This is a genomic window from Rhodococcus sp. AQ5-07, assembly GCF_009707305.1.
Classification (GTDB): domain Bacteria; phylum Actinomycetota; class Actinomycetes; order Mycobacteriales; family Mycobacteriaceae; genus Rhodococcus_F; species Rhodococcus_F erythropolis.
Map to the genome: position 1 here is coordinate 3,420,640 of NZ_CP046099.1, position 14,059 is coordinate 3,434,698.

General features: G+C 62.0%; 13 protein-coding genes. 7 read left to right on the plus strand and 6 right to left on the minus strand.

Features of this window, described 5'->3' with window-relative positions:
- Nucleotides 1-19 precede the first annotated feature (19 nt).
- From GJB56_RS15730 to GJB56_RS15740, 3 genes are read right to left on the minus strand one after another with little or no spacing between them, the layout of a single operon-like run.
- Nucleotides 20-892, minus strand: coding sequence for an ABC transporter permease (locus GJB56_RS15730; protein ID WP_042952728.1), 873 nt, complete (start codon nt 890-892; stop codon nt 20-22).
- Nucleotides 885-1,706 (minus strand): ABC transporter ATP-binding protein, encoded by an 822-nt coding sequence (locus GJB56_RS15735; protein ID WP_003940477.1) that lies wholly within the window; start codon nt 1,704-1,706, stop codon nt 885-887. Before GJB56_RS15735 ends, GJB56_RS15730 begins: the two co-directional genes overlap by 8 nt.
- Nucleotides 1,703-2,782: an ABC transporter substrate-binding protein gene (locus GJB56_RS15740; protein ID WP_019744955.1), complete on the minus strand. Its 1,080-nt coding sequence runs from the start codon at nt 2,780-2,782 to the stop codon at nt 1,703-1,705. The genes GJB56_RS15735 and GJB56_RS15740 overlap by 4 nt, the downstream gene beginning before the upstream one ends.
- 277 nt (nt 2,783-3,059) lie before the next feature.
- On the opposite strand from GJB56_RS15740, the gene GJB56_RS15745 reads away from it, so the two are divergent.
- Nucleotides 3,060-4,022 carry a sigma-70 family RNA polymerase sigma factor gene (locus tag GJB56_RS15745; RefSeq protein WP_113683299.1) on the plus strand — a complete coding sequence of 321 codons (963 nt, stop codon included), beginning with the start codon at nt 3,060-3,062 and terminating at the stop codon, nt 4,020-4,022.
- On the opposite strand, the gene GJB56_RS15750 is transcribed toward GJB56_RS15745, so the two are convergent.
- On the minus strand, nt 3,998-5,719 hold the full coding sequence (locus tag GJB56_RS15750; RefSeq protein ID WP_113683349.1) for an FUSC family protein: 1,722 nt from the start codon (nt 5,717-5,719) through the stop codon (nt 3,998-4,000). The two genes, GJB56_RS15745 and GJB56_RS15750, sit on opposite strands and share 25 nt — an antisense overlap.
- A gap of 187 nt (nt 5,720-5,906) precedes the next feature.
- Between GJB56_RS15750 and GJB56_RS15755 the strand changes: the two genes are divergently transcribed.
- Entirely contained in the window at nt 5,907-7,085 is a 1,179-nt protein-coding gene (locus GJB56_RS15755) for an acyl-CoA dehydrogenase family protein (protein WP_113683350.1), read from the plus strand.
- Between the two features lie 4 nt (nt 7,086-7,089).
- Here the strand turns inward: GJB56_RS15755 and GJB56_RS15760 are convergent, their stop codons facing one another.
- Both GJB56_RS15760 and GJB56_RS15765 read right to left on the minus strand, forming a co-directional pair.
- Entirely contained in the window at nt 7,090-7,716 is a 627-nt protein-coding gene (locus GJB56_RS15760; RefSeq protein WP_113683300.1) for a TetR/AcrR family transcriptional regulator, read from the minus strand.
- Nucleotides 7,713-8,369 (minus strand): TetR/AcrR family transcriptional regulator, encoded by a 657-nt coding sequence (locus tag GJB56_RS15765; protein ID WP_020908817.1) that lies wholly within the window; start codon nt 8,367-8,369, stop codon nt 7,713-7,715. The genes GJB56_RS15760 and GJB56_RS15765 overlap by 4 nt, the downstream gene beginning before the upstream one ends.
- 183 nt (nt 8,370-8,552) lie before the next feature.
- Here GJB56_RS15765 and GJB56_RS15770 point away from each other — a divergent pair, with 183 nt between their 5' ends.
- From GJB56_RS15770 to GJB56_RS15790, 5 genes are read left to right on the plus strand one after another with little or no spacing between them, the layout of a single operon-like run.
- Nucleotides 8,553-10,109, plus strand: coding sequence for a flavin-containing monooxygenase (locus GJB56_RS15770; RefSeq protein WP_113683301.1), 1,557 nt, complete (start codon nt 8,553-8,555; stop codon nt 10,107-10,109).
- On the plus strand, nt 10,109-11,041 hold the full coding sequence (locus GJB56_RS15775; protein WP_021345296.1) for a metal-dependent hydrolase: 933 nt from the start codon (nt 10,109-10,111) through the stop codon (nt 11,039-11,041). The genes GJB56_RS15770 and GJB56_RS15775 overlap by 1 nt, the downstream gene beginning before the upstream one ends.
- Entirely contained in the window at nt 11,038-12,129 is a 1,092-nt protein-coding gene (locus GJB56_RS15780; RefSeq protein WP_020908820.1) for a PDR/VanB family oxidoreductase, read from the plus strand. The genes GJB56_RS15775 and GJB56_RS15780 overlap by 4 nt, the downstream gene beginning before the upstream one ends.
- On the plus strand, nt 12,126-12,626 hold the full coding sequence (locus tag GJB56_RS15785) for an SRPBCC family protein (RefSeq protein ID WP_021345298.1): 501 nt from the start codon (nt 12,126-12,128) through the stop codon (nt 12,624-12,626). The genes GJB56_RS15780 and GJB56_RS15785 overlap by 4 nt, the downstream gene beginning before the upstream one ends.
- Entirely contained in the window at nt 12,623-14,056 is a 1,434-nt protein-coding gene (locus GJB56_RS15790; protein ID WP_069145736.1) for an aldehyde dehydrogenase family protein, read from the plus strand. Before GJB56_RS15785 ends, GJB56_RS15790 begins: the two co-directional genes overlap by 4 nt.
- The last annotated feature ends 3 nt before the right edge of the window (nt 14,057-14,059 follow it).

Below are 14,059 nucleotides of genomic sequence, written 5' to 3' on the forward strand. Positions count from 1 at the left end.
TCTTTCCGTGAAAGTGTGGTCAGGTGGTGACGCGCCAGCGCGAGAGCCGACGTTCGATCAGGACCAGAATCGCGTTGATTGTCAGACCCAACAACGAGATCGCGACGATGCCCGCATACATGTTCGGGATCTGGAAGTTGAGTTGGGAAGCGGTGATCAGATACCCGAGACCGGCTTTGGCCCCGACCATTTCGGCGGCGATCAGCACGAGAATCGACGACGCGGCGGCCATGCGGATACCCGTGAAGATCGTGGGAACTGCGGCGGGCAGAACCACCTTCTGGAACAGCCGAATCGAGGAGAACCCCAGCGAGGCAGCGGACTTGATCAGCAGGGGGTCCACTGTTCGCACACCGGAGATCGTGTTGAGCAGAATCGGGAAGGTGCAGGCGTAGATCACCAGGGCGATCTTCGATTCCTCACCGATTCCGAGAATCAGCACGAAGACGGGAAGCAGAGCCAAGGCTGCTGTGTTGCGGAACAATTCGAGAATCGGGTTGAGGAAGTCGGAGACCGGGCGGTACCAGGCGATCGCGATTCCCAACGGAATCGCGATCGCAATGGCCACGAAGAATCCGGTCAGCGCACGCGTCAGACTGGCCGAAACATGCTCTTGCAATTGTCCGTTCTCGGCGAGAGTGAAGAATGCGGACACAACTTCGGTGAAGGGCGGGAGGAAGACCTTGTCCACCAGCCCGAGCCGAGGTGCCGCTTCCCAGATCCCGAGGAAGATCGCGATCGCAATCGACGGCTTGGCAATCCGCCAGGCGGTGGAACCAATGTAGCGCGCCGCCTTGCCGCCGGCCTGGCTCCGCTGCGCAATATCAGGTGTTTTGTCGGGCAACGGTTTCGGGTCGACGACCACCTCCGGCGTCGCCAATGCGCTAGACATGTGCAACCTCCTTGGCAGGATCGAGTTCGCCGGCCCGAGCGCGCTCGACTTCACCGTGCAGCAGCGTCCAGATCCGGTGCCGGAACACACGGAACTCCTCACCCGATCGCACGTCGTCGCCGGACCGGTCGATGTCGATGTCGACGATCGTCTTGACGCGCCCCGGGCGCGAAGTCAGTACTGCGACTCGTTGCCCGAGGTAGATGGCCTCGTCGATTCCGTGGGTGATGAACAGGATGGTCTTGCCGGTGGCCTTCCAGATGCGCAGAAGCTCGTCCTGCAGCGACTCTCGCGTCTGTGCGTCCAGCGCAGCAAATGGTTCGTCCATCAGCAATACTTCGGGATCGAATGCCAAGCTGCGGGCGATCGCGACTCGCTGCTTCATTCCACCGGACAACTCGTGCGGATAGCGATCCGCGAAACCTTGCAGACCGACCAGTTCGAGGTAATGCTCGGCGAGTTCGCGTCGCTCGCTCTTCTTCACGCCCTTCGCCTCGAGTCCGAACTCGATATTGTGACGTGCAGTTCGCCATGGAAGTAGCGCGTATTGCTGGAAGACGATTCCCCGATCCAAGCCTGGGCCCGTGATCTGCTTGCCGTCCAGAAGGATTCGACCGGACGTGGGTGAACTGAGTCCTCCGAGGAGGTCCAGCAGAGTCGACTTGCCGCAACCACTCGGCCCGACGAGGACCAGGAACTCCCCCGGCGCCACGTCGATGTTGATGTCCTCGACCGCGGTGAAAACTTCGTCGGTCCCACGAATGTCGAATTGTTTGGTGACGTGCTCGAGCCGTAGTTTCGGTTCTGTGCTCATTTTGCTGCCTCCAGTGCCTGTCCGTCAGCGCCGCTGTCGGGTGAATACGTTCCGTTGGCGTACGGGTTGAATTCGTTGGTGTAGATGTCCGACGGCTTCAACTTTCCTTCTTCGAGTTCACCGTTACGGGTGAGCCAGTCGATCCACGTGCTGATCTCGGTATCGGTGATGGTTCCGCCGGGACCGGCAACTCCTGGGCTCTTCCAGTAGCTGATGAGCTTGGTGTCCTCGTTGCGTCCGCGGCTGTTGATGATCGACGTCAGCTTCGCGATCACTTCTTCTCGTGGGTGCGTCTGGGTCCAGCGAATGGCCCGTGCTGTTCCCTGTACGAAATCGGCGACCGCCTCCTTGTTCTGCGCGATGTAGTCGTCACGGAACACCAACGTGCCGTAGGTGAACGAGCCGAACAGCGATTCGTCGGTGAACAGCTCGCGAAGACCACCGCGTTCGAGCGCTGAGTCACGGAAGACCGAGCCGAGGGTGGCGACATCGATCTGTCCCTGCCGCAGCGCCTGTTCCGTGTTGACCGGCGGAACGACGATCAATTCAACCTGCTTGATCTCGTCAGGCGTAAGTCCCTGCCGCGCAAGCCATTCACGGACGACGAACTCGTGGTGCGCACCAAGGGTGTTCATCCCGACCTTCTTGCCGATCAAGTCCTTCGCCGACTTGATCGGACTGTCGTCGAGTACGTAGTACCCGTTGAAGCTCTCCTTGTCGGAGCCGTAGTACCCGATGACCGAGGTGATCGGTGAACCCGCGGAAGCCAACTTCACCACCGCACCGTTGAACGCTCCGCCGAACTCGGTTTGACCGGTCGCTGCGTTCTGAATGCTCTGAGGGCCGCTGGTCGTATCGCCGATCCAGTTGAGCTCCACGTCGTTGAAGTAACCGAGGTCAGCGGCCAGTTCGGGGTAGATGACCTGTCCGGTGCTGCCCTCGTACCGCAGGACGGTCTTGCCGTCGGCGGTCTTGACGACTTCGTCGGAGGAGCCCGAGCAGGCAACGGCAAGGCTGGACAGAGTGACAAAGGCGACGGCCGCGGCTACCGAGCGCGCGAAACGAGGGCGAATCATGAAGTTGCTTCCTGTAGAAGATGATTGGTTCAGTTCTCGGCTACACCTGTCCGGAGCGCCGTATGCGGCGCTCGGCACAGGCAGGTGTGGGGAATGTCAGTTCAACGACAACAGTTGAGCGACATGAGCGGGAAAGACCGAAACACGTGAGACTCCAATGAATGTGAAGACAGAATCGAGCCGTTAGCAGTGCCGAAACCATACGTCGGCACCCACTACCTGGGTCAACGGTTACATTCATGCCGGATTTAATGTGTGAGGTCCGTATCATGAGGGCATGCTTTCGCCGACGACTGCGCAGGACTTCGAGCAACACCGTGGCCACCTGACGTCGGTGGCCTACCGTCTCACCGGAAGTTTCAGCGACGCTCAGGATGCGGTGCAGGAGGCATGGATACGCTTGCAAGTCGCACAATCGAGACAAGGAAGCGACCTCGAGATCCGGGAGCTGCGCGGATGGCTCACCACTGTTGTCGGTCGGATCTGCCTCGATCATCTCAAATCGGCCGCAGTCAGAAGAGAAAGCTATGTCGGACAGTGGCTTCCGGAGCCGATCGTCACGCCCGTCGACGCCACCGCGGGCACACCCTCAGCGACACCCGATCCGCTGGAGTACGTCGTGAGGCAGGAACAGAATCGTTTTGCGGCCCTCGTCGTCCTGGACACCCTTACTCCCGCTCAGCGCGTTGCCTTCGTCCTGCATGACGGCTTCGACGTGCCCTTCGCCGAGGTTGCGCGCATCCTCGACATCGAAGTAGCCACTGCCCGTCAGTTGGCCTCGCGGGCCCGTAAAGCCGCAGCGTCGGCGCCGGTCCCGGTCAGTAGCGAGGAGCATGCTGCCGCCGTCGAGCGATTGGTGACGGCTATCGCGAGTGGAGATCTGAACGCCGTGATCGATGCACTCGATCCCGATGCCGTCCTGATCGGTGACGCAGGCGGAACGACCCGCACGGCTGTCAACATTGTGCGCGGCAGCGATCGTGTGGCGCGGTTCTACCTGGGATTGGCCCGCAAGTACGGACCGGCAGCGGTGTTCTCGATGTCACCGGTTCTCGTCAACGGACGGCTCGGCGGTGTATTCGCCGGCTCACCAGGGGATGACCAGTACCCGCAGTTCGCCGCTCGCGTTGCCGGCTTCACTGTCCGCGACGGAGTTGTGTGCGCAGCCTACGATATTGCGAATCCAGCCAAGTTCAGCGCTGTGCCGATGCTCGATCACACCGAACCCGAACGCACGTAACGAGACTCCCATTCCTCGAGGTGTGATCTGGACACCTGCGTTCCGAACCACAGTCGGTGCAGTACATCCGATCCCAGATGATGCAATTCGGTGTGCGTCCTCCACTGCTGCGACGCCCACTCGGGTTCGTTGTGGGCGGCGTCGATCCCGGCCATCGCGCTACCTCGCAGTTCGAAGTCCAGGTCCCGTCGAAGCTCCGAAAGCTCCAACCAATTCGCCTGTGGTGCATAGTGCCTCGCGCGGATTTCGGTCAGCAGCTTGAACAGGACGCTACTCGCCCGTTCGTCGACCCAGATCAGAGTGCGTCGATGCGCACCGCGCCCCACCGTCCACAGGACCACCAACGCCACGACGACGCCGATTGCCGTCTCGAGCATGCGGCTGAGGATCAGATGTTGGACGGTCCCGTGCGCACCACCGGCCGCGCCGAGGAGAATCGCGAGGGCGGTGATGAAGATGACGGCTATCCCGTAATTCCGCACCAGGAACAGCTCGATCCCGGCCATCAGGACAGCAAGTACCGCCACCAACCACAGACCGGTCGGACTCCAGGCGTAGATGGCACCCAACAGAATCAAGCCGAGGACGGTTCCGCCGATGCGGTGAATTCCGCGATAGGTGCCCAGTATTCGATCCGGTCCTTGATGAAGGACCATCGCCGCGGCGATCACCGCCCAGTCCGGGCGATCGATGCCGAGCAGGACGGTGAGGGTTCCCGCGGCCATGCAGGCAATGGACAGCCGAAGTGCCGTGACCGACGCTCGGCTGGACGGATTGCAGGCGCGGAGGAACCGATATCGGATCGTCGGATCGGGCAGAGGCGGGTGAGCCCCGACCTCGTCGACATCGAACGCGGGGTCCGCCATGAGCTCCGGATCGTGGTCGTCGGAGATCGCTCTGGCCATCGAGATCTGCGCTCGTTCGAGTTCACGGGTCAACGGGTGGTCTTTCCCGACGATTGCGCCGCGGTAAAGGCACTGCCACGCGTCGTGCAGCCGAAGTGCTGCAGCGTGGCGTTTGTCTCGTGTGAGTTCGGGTGGGGCGTACGCCGCCTGAGCGTCCGTGTACTCCGCAACGGCCGATACGGCTGCCTGTACAGCGCTGCGTTCGACAGCTCTCGGTGCCCACACGATTCCCGTCATCGAGATGACCACCGCGCTGATCCCACCGATTGCCGTCCACATCGCGACCTCGACCGGCGGCTGGCCGGGAGTGGCGATCACGGAGCTGATCTCGGTGGTGAGCAACAGAAAGAACGCGCCCGGTGGACCCAATCGAAGCGCGTCGACGGTGAAGGCGCAGGTCGACACCACGACGGCCATGATCAGCACGACAAAGTCGAGCAGCACCGTCGGCGCTCCCTCGGCGATGGCTCGGTGGACGGGCTCACCCACTGATGCCCCGATGAAGGACAGGATCGTCAGCGCCGTCGCGGCGATACCGACTGCCTTCCACCTGCTCCGGTACGGACGACCCTCACCGTAGATCGATGCAAATGCACCGAGGCCGACCAGGAGCGAAGCAGACCCGAATCCGAGCAGTGTGGCGATGGCCGCCGGAATCGCCAGGGCGAGGGCGACGCGAACCGCTCCGGGGTACCTGTTTCCCACCGGCGGCAATCCGAACAGGACGCTGCGCGCCGGCCGCGGAGCCGGGAGGTTGGACTCGTGACCCGCTGATGTTTCTTCGGGGTCCACTGCCCATCCTTCGCGCCGGCCTGTTCGTGTCTGTGTCCTCCCATTCTTGCGGGCGGCCGACGTGGAATTCGAGGCGGGTCCGGAGGTCGATTCGACCACCCTGTTATTGACACTCTGTCAACAGTGTGGATGATAGGTGGAGTCGGATCCGCTCGCGGGTCGCACTTCATCGATCGGGAGAATCACGATGACGCAAGGATCTACCGCAACCCGAACCACCGAACGCCGGCCCCCGTGGATGGACGACGAATTGGAGGCCGTGGCCGACCTGGCAAGGAACTTCTTCGCCAAACACGTCACACCGCATCAGAAACGCTTCGCGTCCCAGGGTTTTCCCGACAAATCCGCATATCGGGAACTCGGGACGCTCGGGCTCGCCGGCATGTCGATCCCCACCGAGTACGGCGGCGGAGGAGGAACGTTTGCGCACGACGCCGTGCTGTTCCACGAGCAGGTCATGGCGGGTGATCATTCACTCCAACTCGGCGTGCACTCGGGAATCGTGCCGCACTACCTCAATGCCTACGCCGATCACGAGCACAAACTGCGCTGGCTACCGAAGCTGGTGAGTGGCGAGTGGGTGGGCGCAATCGCCATGACCGAGCCCGGCACCGGATCCGACTTGCAGAACATCACCACCCGCGCCGTCCGCGACGGTGACGACTACCTGATCAGCGGCGCAAAGACATTCATCTCGAACGGTCGCAATTGTGATCTGGTGATCATTGCCGCCAAGACCGATCCCGGTCTCGGAGCGCGTGGAGTGTCGCTCATCGTGGCCGAGGTCGATGACAACACACCGGGTTTCGAGCGCGGGCGAATACTCGAGAAGGTCGGACAGAAGGGCCAGGACACCACCGAGCTGTTCTTCGACCGCTTGCGGGTGCCTGCAACAAACCTGCTCGGGGACCGCGAAGGCACAGGGTTTGCCCAGCTGATGCAGCAGCTACTGCCCGAACGATTGATCTGTGGGGTTGCAGCCACTGCGGCAATGGAGCGTGCCGTCGCCCTCACCGTCGAGTACACCAAATCCCGAAACATGTTCGGACAAACGCTCTTCGATCTGCAGAACACCCGCTTCGAACTTGCCGAGTGTGCGTCCATCGCTCGTATCTCACGAACGTTCATCGACGACTGCATCGTCAAATATCTTGCCGGGCAACTCGATGCGACTACCGCCGCGATGGCCAAGTACTGGCTCACCGATCAGCAGTGCGCCGTGATCGACCGCTGCGTGCAACTACACGGCGGGTACGGCTACATACTCGAATATCCCATCGCTCAGATGTACGCCGACGCTCGTATTCAGCGAATCTACGCCGGATCGAACGAAGTCATGAAGGACCTCGTGGCGAGATCACTCTGAGCAATCAGGAATCCGCCTCGCACGCCGGCAGAACGTCACGCACGATGGCGAGCAAACTGCGTACCAGCAGAAGGTGCACCTGTTCGCGGTCGAGCGCTCCCGTCACCAACCACTGCTTACTGGCGGCCTTCGCCAATCCTCCGTACGCCACGATCATCGAATGAACAGCAGCCTCGCTGCCTTCGCTCGGTCGAATCTCGAGCGCATCCATCATGCGTCGCGCAGCAACGTCGTCAGCGTCCTGCAGGATCCGGTCCATCTCGGGGTCACGGCGGAGGTCGTCGGACATGACTGTCGAGATCCACATGTCGCGATGACGCCAGGCGACGTCGAGCCACCGATCGATCACGGCGCCGATCCGCTTCTCCTGGCTCGCCGATCGCGGAATGCGGTCCACCGCCACTTCGGGAATGAAGACGAATCGCCGCACGACGTCGAGGTACAACTCCCGCTTGGAGCCGAAGTAATGATTGAGCAGCGGACGACCGACCCCGGCCGCCTTGGCCAACTCGGTCATCGAGACGTCGGCAAAAGACTTCTCCTCGAAAACCTTTGCCGCGCTGACAATGATCTGCTCACGCCGGTCTTCAGGACCGAGACGCTTTCCGCTTGTGGCCGACGCGGACGTCATTCTTTTCTCGCGGGCGTGCTGTTGACCGTCGCCTGCGCTTCGACCATGAGCGAAATGTGTTCCACCAAACGCTTTCGAGAGATCTTGGAGGACGGGGTGTGCGCCTGATAGATGAACGCGAGGGCACCGAACAGCCCCACCGAATTGAGTTCGGAGTTCGCGGAGTCGGTTGCCTCGCCGCCGTACATCAGCTCGAGCGACGCGGAGATCGGATTGGTGAACTCCGCCATCAATTCTCGCCCTCGATCCCACAGCGCAGGTTCCGCCTGGGATTCGACGAACATGATGCGTCCACGGCGCGGATCCTTGAATACGTAGGTGGTGAAGGCCTTCACCACGTGACGGATCAGCGCCGACGGTTCGGAAGGTGCCGCCTCGAGAGCGTCCAGAATAGTGTCACGCGCCCCGAGAACGACCTCGTCGAGCACGGCGACCAGCAGTTCGTCACGATTGGCGAAGCTCTCGTAGAAGTACCGTTCGGTCAGCGCAGCCTCGCGGCAGGTCGCACGCATGGTCGCGGCGGCCGCACCCTCGGTGCCCATGATCTGCAACCCGGCTTCGATCAGCTGTGCCCGGCGCGCGGCGCGGCGATCTTCTGGTTCCTGCCCACGCCACCTGCGCGGGCCGGTGCGCCGAGCCTCGGTATCCGTCATGTCCCCATGTTCTCACTGACCGGCAGTGCTCTCGACCTCAGGTTATCGCGGCGACCTCGGCAAGCGAACTGACATCGCACGATGTCAATCAATTCAATTCTGACATCAATCGCTGTTGACATCACTTGATGTCAGACTTACTCTTCGTTCAGTTGTTCACGCACCAATCAGGAGGCGTCACACATGGTCGACATCGACCCAACCTCGGGGCCATCGGCCGGTGACGAGGAAACTCGAACTCGCCGAACACGAGTCGTCGTCATCGGAGCCGGTTTCGGCGGCATCGGAACGGCTGTCCGCTTGAAGCAGTCCGGGATCGACGACTTCGTCGTTCTGGAACGGGGTGCGGAGCCCGGGGGGACCTGGCAGGTCAATACCTACCCCGGTGCACAGTGCGACATCCCGTCGATTCTGTACTCGTTCTCGTTTGCGCCCAATCCGAACTGGACGCGGCTGTATCCGCTACAGCCCGAGATCTACGACTATCTCCGGGATTGCGTCCGTCGCTTCGGACTGGCCGGTCATTTCCACTGCAACCAGGACGTGACAGAAGCTTCGTGGGACGAGCAAGCCCAGATCTGGCGGGTACACACTGCGGAAACCGTCTGGGAGGCACAGTTCCTGGTCGCGGCCACCGGCCCGTTCAGTGCCCCCGCCACACCCGACCTTCCCGGGCTCGAATCGTTTCGTGGTCAGATGTTCCACACCGCGGACTGGAACCACGACCACGACCTTCGCGGTGAGCGGATAGCCGTGGTCGGCACCGGCGCCTCTGCGGTGCAGATCATCCCCAGACTGCAACCGCTCGCGGACACGTTGACCGTGTTCCAGCGGACACCGACGTGGATCCTGCCGCATCCGGATCAGCCGATGACCGGCTGGCCAAGCGCTCTCTTCGAGCGGGTGCCGCTCACCCAACGACTGGCACGCAAGGGACTCGACCTGCTTCAAGAAGCCCTGGTACCCGGATTCGTGTACAAGCCGTCACTGCTCAAAGGGCTGGCCGCGCTCGGTCGAGCACACCTTCGCCGGCAGGTGCGGGACCCGGAGCTTCGCGCAAAGCTGCTCCCCCACTACGCATTCGGATGCAAGCGTCCAACGTTCTCGAACACCTACTATCCCGCGCTGGCGTCACCCAATGTGGAGGTGGTGACGGACGGAATCGTCGAGGTGCAGGAGCGCGGAGTTCTCACCGCGGACGGCGCCTTCCGGGAAGTCGACACCATAGTCATGGGAACCGGCTTTCGGATGGGAGACAACCCGTCTTTCGACATCATCCGAGGCCAGGACGGCCGCAGCCTCGCGCAGACGTGGAACGGCAGTGCCGAGGCCTTCCTCGGCACCACTATCAGCGGTTTTCCGAACTTCTTCATGATCCTCGGCCCCAATTCCGTGGTCTACACCTCGCAGGTCGTCACGATCGAAGCCCAGGTCGAGTACATCGTGAGCTGCATTCTTCAAATGGACGAGCGCGGCATCGGCAGCATCGACGTCCGCGCTGACGTGCAACGCGAGTTCGTACGCGCGACAGACCGCCGACTCGCCACCAGCGTGTGGAACGCCGGGGGGTGCAGTAGTTACTACCTCGTCGACGGCGGCCGCAACTACACCTTCTATCCCGGATTCAACCGATCATTCCGCGCCAGGACCAAACGAGCCGACCTCGCTCACTACGCGCAGGTACAACCCGTCTCGTCCGCAGCACTCACCACTGCTCGAGAAACCGTGAGGATCCGATAATGCTCGGCATCAACGCCTTCCGAGGCACACCCGTCGTCGCACCGTCCGGCGCTCGCCGCTACACCGACGAAGCACATGCGATCGCCGCCCGTGACGTCGATTTCGACTGGGACGGCGTACCACTGCATTACGTGCCGAACGAACCGATGGTCACCCACGTCATCAACTTCATGCATCTCGTGTTACCCGAGGGAGAGCGGGCCATGTCCGCAACGCTCGCCGAAGCACTCCCGCTCATCGAGGACACCCGCCTGCACGAAGAGGTGGTGGGATTCGTCGGCCAGGAAGCAACACACGCGTCGTCGCACAAAGGTGCACGCGAGCATCTTGCGGACCTCGGCATGGACATGAAACCGATGTCACGCCGGATGGACTGGCTCGTGGACAAGATATTGGGCGACAAAGGATTGACCGGAAAAGCCAAGCACGCCTGGCTCTGTGAACGTCTCGGCTTGTTTGCCGCCATGGAGCACTACACGGCAGTGGTCGGGGAATGGCTGCTCACCGATCCCGCCCTCGAAGATGCCGGCATGCACCCGATGATGCTCGACATGGTGAAGTGGCACGGCGCCGAGGAAGTCGAACACCGCAACGTAGCCTTCGACGCCTACATGTACGTGGACGGCAGCTACGCCAGACGTGTTCGCACGGCGCTGCTGGCCAGCTTCACGTTGTTCGTGCTGTTCATCGCCTCGATGAACTACCTGTTCCGACAGGACCCGTCCGCGACGAAAGGCCGACTGTGGCCTCTCCAACTGATAAGCGCCACCCGTCGTGGCCTGGTACCCAACATGAAATTCCTGATCACCGAGATTCCTCCGTATCTGCGGCCGAGCTTCCATCCTTCCCAGATCGGGGACATGGACGTCGCCATGCGTTACCTCGCTCGCTCGCCTGCTGCCAATCGTTCTTCCGAAGCGAGCGCAGGATGAACAAGACGACTGCCGACAGTTCCCACGACGCACCCGACTTCACACCGACCCGGTCGTTGAGGTTTGCCGCGCAAGCCACCGGCGCATACCGCCGAATCTTTGCAGCAAGTCCAGCAGCGCACATACTTTCGCGCCCCAGCCCGGTCCGCTACAGCGGGTTCGACATGACTCTGGACGTGAAGTCCGTCCGGTCAGAGTGCGACGACGTCCTGAGTGTCACCTTGACCCCGAGGGAAGGAATCACCCTTCCGTCGTGGATTCCCGGCGCCCACCTCGACATCTTTCTCCCCTCGGGAAGGCAACGACAGTATTCGCTGTGCGGCGACCCCGACGACTTGTCCTCGTATCGGATCGCCGTCCGGAGGATCGACGAGGGTGGGGGCGGCTCGCGCGAGATACACGAGTCGCTGAAACCCGGCATGGTTGTGGACGTCCGAGGGCCACGCAACGCATTTCCGTTTGTCGCTGCTCCGTCGTACCTCTTTGTTGCGGGCGGAATCGGGATCACTCCGCTCCTTCCCATGGTGCAACGTTGTCACCGCCGCGGAATCCCATGGCGTTTGGATTATCTCGGACGAACTCGGACGGCCATGCCATTTCTCGACGAGATCGAGGAATACTCCAGCGGCCGGGTAACCATCCGACCGGACGACGAGTTGGGCCCGACGGATATCGAAACACTGGTCGCTGCTGCGGATCCCGGTGCCGCGGTGTACACGTGCGGACCGGCGCCGCTGATGAACATGGTGCGCGCGGCGACCTTCGCCGGCAATCCGACCGGATCGGTGCACAGCGAGAGGTTCTCCCCACTCCCGGTAGTCGACGGCAAGGAGTTCACGGTGCATCTGGCGCGCACCGGTCTCACCGTCGATGTGGGCGAGTCCGAAAGTGCTTTGGCTGCGATACGACGTGCACTTCCCGGAGTCGCGTATTCCTGCCAACAGGGCTTCTGCGGTACGTGCAAGGTTCGGGTGCTCTCAGGGAGCGTCGATCATCGAGACACCTTGCTCACCGAATCCGAACGTGCCGATTCGATGTTGACCTGTCGATCACGTTCCACCGGTGCATCTTTGGTGGTGGACCTGTGAGGGGAAAATTCTCTCTTGCGGCAGCCGACGCAGACTTCGTCCGATCCGCGCCGCTGGTGATCACTCACCGGATCGAATCCGAAGCGACGTGCGAAAGCTTGTGGCAGACGTTGACCGCGGACGGAGCGCTCACGTCGTGGGCGCGCGGGATCACCGGAGCCGACTGGACCTCGGCCAGACCATTCGGCATCGGGACTACCCGAACCGTGCGCGCCGGCGCTTTTGCTGCACTGAACGAGAGATTCTTCCGCTGGGACGAGGGGCACCGAATGACGTTCTACGTGGAGTCGGCGTCACTGCCGGGGTTCAAACGCTTCGCCGAAGATCTGGTGCTGGAACCGACTTCGACTGGCAGCCGCCTCACCTGGACGTTCGCTGTCCAAGCGCAGCCGTTGTTCGCCCCGATTCTGTCTCTGTCCCGACCGATCCTCGAACGCGTCACTCGCAGCTGGGCCGACGGCGCCGTTCACCACACACTTCAAGGAACTCCACGATGACGGCGACCGAGATCGACACGACTACACAGGCGTCCGACGACACGGTGACACAGGCAGTGCGCGACGCCCGAACTGCTTCCGAGTGGTGGGCAGAACTGACATTCGAGCAACGCGCTCGTCGACTGGATCGGTGGCGTGGAATCATCGCTCGTCGAGCATCCGAACTCGCCGACGTCGTGCACCGGGACATGGGCAAGCCGCACCCTGACGCGATGCTCGAAATCGCCATGGCACTCGAACATCTCGCGTGGGCGTCGAAGAATGCCCGAAAGGTATTGGGCAGGCGCAGCGTCCGCTCCAGTTTGTTGACGGTCAATCAGGCCGCCTCGGTGGAGTATCGACCTCTCGGGGTGATCGGTGTGATCGGTCCGTGGAACTATCCGGTCTTCACCCCGCTCGGTTCGCTCTCGTTCTCGCTGGCTGCAGGCAATGCCGTGGTCTACAAGCCGAGTGAGTTCGCCCCGGCAGTCGGGCAATGGTTGGTCCGAGCGTTTGCCGAGGTCGTCCCTGAACATCCTGTGCTGCAAGTTGTCACAGGCGACGGTTCGGTCGGCGCGGCACTGTGCCTGGCCGGTGTCGACAAGATCGGGTTCACCGGATCGACCGCGACGGGCAAGAAAGTCATGGCAGCGTGCGCCGAGACCCTCACACCGGTGTTGATGGAATGTGGCGGTAAGGACGCGCTCATCCTTGATGCCGACGGAAATGTTGGTGCCGCCGCGGATGCTGCGGTGTGGGGCGCATTGTCCAACTCCGGTCAAACCTGTCTGGGCGTCGAGCGTGTATACGTGCACGAACAGGTCTACGACGAGTTTATCGACAAGACAATCACTTTGGCTGCCCGAGTTCATGCCGGTCCGGGTGCCGAGGACAAGATCGGTCCGATCACCATGCCCGCGCAAGTGGCTGTAATCCGGCGCCACATCGACGACGCGATGTCGCGGGGTGGACGTGTCGTTCTCGGAGGGCTCGGCTCGATCTCCGGCCAGTACGTGCAACCGACCATCATGGTCGACGTCCCCGAAGACAGCCTCGCCGTCACGGAGGAAACTTTCGGCCCGACGATGACGATCACCAAGGTCGCCTCGATGGACGAGGCGGTGGAGTTGGTCAATGCGTCGCCATATGCATTGGGAGCAAGCGTGTTCGGCAAGCATGGAGTGGCTGTTGCCGATCGGCTCCGATCCGGAGGAGCGTCGGTGAACTCTTACGTGATGTATGCCGCGGTTCCCAACCTGCCACTGGGTGGGGTCGGAGCATCTGGTTTCGGACGCGTTCACGGCCCAGATGGTCTGAAGGAGTTCACCTATGCCCGGTCGATGACCAGGCAACGATTCCGTTCGCCCCTACCACTGACGACGTTTCGACGGACCGCCCGAATCGACTGGCTGGTCAAGGTTCTCATCCGCGCTCTACACGGAAGGCACTGAAGC